2 protein-coding genes and 1 pseudogene are annotated in these 3,233 nt (G+C 45.8%); 1 reads left to right on the top strand and 2 read right to left on the bottom strand.

The window, feature by feature from the left end:
* Nucleotides 1–35 precede the first annotated feature (35 nt).
* Both ACUU1M_RS19470 and ACUU1M_RS19465 read right to left on the bottom strand, forming a co-directional pair.
* Nucleotides 36–1,181: pseudogene (locus ACUU1M_RS19470) on the bottom strand (dynamin family protein); the annotation flags it as partial.
* A 209-nt stretch (nt 1,182–1,390) separates the two neighbouring features.
* Nucleotides 1,391–1,834: a hypothetical protein gene (locus ACUU1M_RS19465; RefSeq protein WP_001069642.1), complete on the bottom strand. Its 444-nt coding sequence runs from the start codon at nt 1,832–1,834 to the stop codon at nt 1,391–1,393.
* A gap of 514 nt (nt 1,835–2,348) precedes the next feature.
* On the opposite strand from ACUU1M_RS19465, the gene ACUU1M_RS19460 reads away from it, so the two are divergent.
* Nucleotides 2,349–3,191 carry a DUF5677 domain-containing protein gene (locus tag ACUU1M_RS19460; RefSeq protein WP_134799668.1) on the top strand — a complete coding sequence of 281 codons (843 nt, stop codon included), beginning with the start codon at nt 2,349–2,351 and terminating at the stop codon, nt 3,189–3,191.
* Nucleotides 3,192–3,233 lie beyond the last annotated feature (42 nt).

Here is a 3,233-nt window from a genome sequence, read left to right as displayed (position 1 = left end):
TCCCACAGGTCTGTCGCCCCTTCAGTTGCCAGTTAGCTGTCTTTACAGACGTAATCTTTTTTCATGCGACCGAAGGCTTCCCTGACAAAATCATCGACCCAGGCTTCATCAACAGGAAGGGTTCCGTTTTTCCGTAACTCATGAAGCGCACGGTTAGCCAGGTATGCCTGGCGTGAGGATCCGGGATAAATGCGGGAGGCGGGCAGCACATCGCTGTTCAGCATTGCCGGTACCTTCTGACAGACTGCATCAGCCCCATCGCCATTACGGTCTTTTTCATCAAATTTATTGACCAGCACAAACAGGCGGCCGACTGACACATCAGCAATGGCATTAAGCTCTTTACGAACCTCCTCATCGGCTTTCGAGTTCATCTGGGTGTAGTCCATCACCGCCAGCACCGCAGAGGCTTTCTGCAGTTGATCCCGCATCATCACTTCCATCTGCGGTTGTCCGGCTTCATTAGGGCCGGGGGTATCCACCAGTGTGAGTGTTCCCTGGCATTCATCCATCCCCACCAGATGGCTGAATTCCACGTCGATCACCGGCAGTTTCTGCACTTCTGCGTATTCATCAAAAGGAAATTCACTCCCCATTGCCGCAGCAAGACGAACCAGATCGTTTAACGATGCCAGTCCGGTAAAGATTCCCTCCTCCCCGTGGTATTCATTTTTGAGCCAGCCATCATCCGTCAGAATATCCAGCAGTTCGCGGGTATCCCCGGTTTGCTGCAGGGTCTGTGCGACCTGCTGTCCTGCCGGGGTGGCGAGTTTTTCCTGCAGTGTGATTAATAAATTGCGGACAGGCTGAATATGTTCCAGATGGAGAACCGGCTCAGTTTTTCCGGGAACGTGGCGGATGAGCGTCGGTACAGAGGTCATGGGGCGGTTACGGTTAGGCAGAATTTCCTGCCCCACAATGGCGTTGATGGTGGTTGATTTGCCTGCTTTCATCGTGCCGACAACAGCCAGCACCATCTCCCTGCGGGCGGTTTTGATTTGTTCGCCCTCCAGCTCCTTAATTCTTTTCAGTGCTTTCTGTTTATCAAAAAGCTGCCCGTTTTCGTTCTTACCGTCAGATAACACATCCGGCTCATCAACCATTTGCCGGAGCAGATTGATGCTCAGTTGCAAAAGCCGGTCGGCTTCATCACAAAGCAGGGTGATGTTCTTTTCGTGCATTATTTAACCTTCCTGAGACGCATTTTCATGACAACCACGGAGGAGGCCATTTACTACAAACGATCGTTTATAACGATCAATATAATAGCAATGATCGTTATATTCTATTAATATGAAAAACACAACGCAAGGGGGACAACCCGGGTATGGCTGCGTTTGCATTGTGTTTTCATAGAGTTAAAAATCTGTAACGACAACCCGGCACATCACTACCGGGTTAAGAAGAAAATCCAGTTCCATACCGCGCGGGCCACAGAGACCACGGTGTCACGAACGGCGCGCAGGGCCGTACGGACAACAGAGGCAACACAGACACTCTCCGCCGTGTCAAATATCCGGTCCACCGCACCGGTAAACTGTTCACGGGTCTGAGTGCGGACAGACTCCGTGCGCAGTTCGTCCTGCAGGCGTGTCATCAGAGGGATGGCGGCATGTCCGGGAAGCACTGTCATGAGTGCACTGACCGGGGTGACCTCCCCCTGAAACAGTGCATTACAGAGTGAGGATTTACCGGCCCCGCTTTTACCCATAATGCCAGGCACGGGTTCGTGACGGGGGAGTTTGCGCAGATGTTCCAGGATGTGACGGGAAATTGGGTAAGGCAGGGAGGAGAGCGGTTTTTCAATTGCCTCAATGGCATCAGACGGATTCATACATGTATTCCCAGTGAAAAAAGACAAAACCCCGTGCACCGGAAAGGTGGCGGGGGATTCACGGAGATAATATCTTTCTGAAATTATTTTGAATGCAGGTATATGTGGCTGATTTGTATCAGCTAATGAGTACAGGTCTGAATCTAATCTGACAGTCCGCTTTGTGCCAGGAGCGGACTGACCTGCTCCCCGATGATTAATACACAGCTATGCTAGTAATGTCTGTAGATCGCTGTGTGTTGCATCTATCGGTTGAACTCACAGTCCAAACCAGACTGTCAGCTTTGATTAGATTCTACCTACTCAACCTGTCAGATAAGGTCTGAGCTAATACATCTAATATATGGCTTTGTGCAGGGGACGGCTATCGCGAACGTTAGGCTAGGTATCTGAATACGCACAGTTCACTTGGTTGTACTTCTTGCACTGATCTGCTATCCCGCACAGCTATTTATAGGTAATCTTCAGTGTATAATCTGCCGACTTATGGAAGCTTGTACAACAGGAGAAATATATGAAAAAAGAATTGTTTGGACGTTGCCCGTTTGATTTCGACGAAGATGTAAAAAAAATAGCCGTGATAAATAAATATATCCATGCAAAATTTGAGGAGCATAAAAATAAAATAGACAACTTAAAGGGTGTGGAACAAAAATTGATGGTCTTACAGTACTTTAATGTACTGAATGAACTTAGTAATCAGGCTATCTCTTCTTTGAATATAGGAGCCTTTTCAGCATCGGAAGTATTAGCTAGGGTTATAATAGAACAGGCTGCCAATCAATTTTATATAGCAATAGATGATGGCGAAAATGCACAAGCCTTACTCAAGGCTAGTAAGAAATTAGTTCATAGTAATGGAAAACGGTGGCTGGAGTGTTTAAAATCCAAAGGAATGACTAATCCAGCAGCAAATGAAAGGATTCGTATGGGAAAAGAACTAACTGATCTATTTAATAGATTGTGGCCAAATACACCTGAATATCCAGGAACCAGAAAACTTTTTGAATTAATTGGCTGGGAAACACACTATCATGCCCATTACGTTCCCCTTTGTGATTCAATACATACATTCTCTGATGATATGGTAAATATAGTATCTCTATATAATGCAATCCAAAGTGATGAAACTACTGCTATCGAATTCATTCTTGCAGTTAAACAAGAAAATAAACGGCTGGCAATTTATAATTTTGTAATTGCTACGGCCCTTCGGTGTGAGGCCTTAGTAAATGTATTTAACTCTTTAGGTTATCAGGATATTATAACAGAAATGACACCAACAATAGATACAGTCAACCAGACTATAATTCGATATGATGATTTTGATCATTCCAGAATTGATGATTGTCAATAATTAATTGACAGAATACGTACATGCGCAACAACTAGTGATAGT

It is taken from the genome of Shigella sp. SIG6 (genome assembly GCF_053555815.1).
Note: the sequence above shows the minus strand (reverse complement) of the source record. Positions and strands in the feature narration are given on the sequence as shown.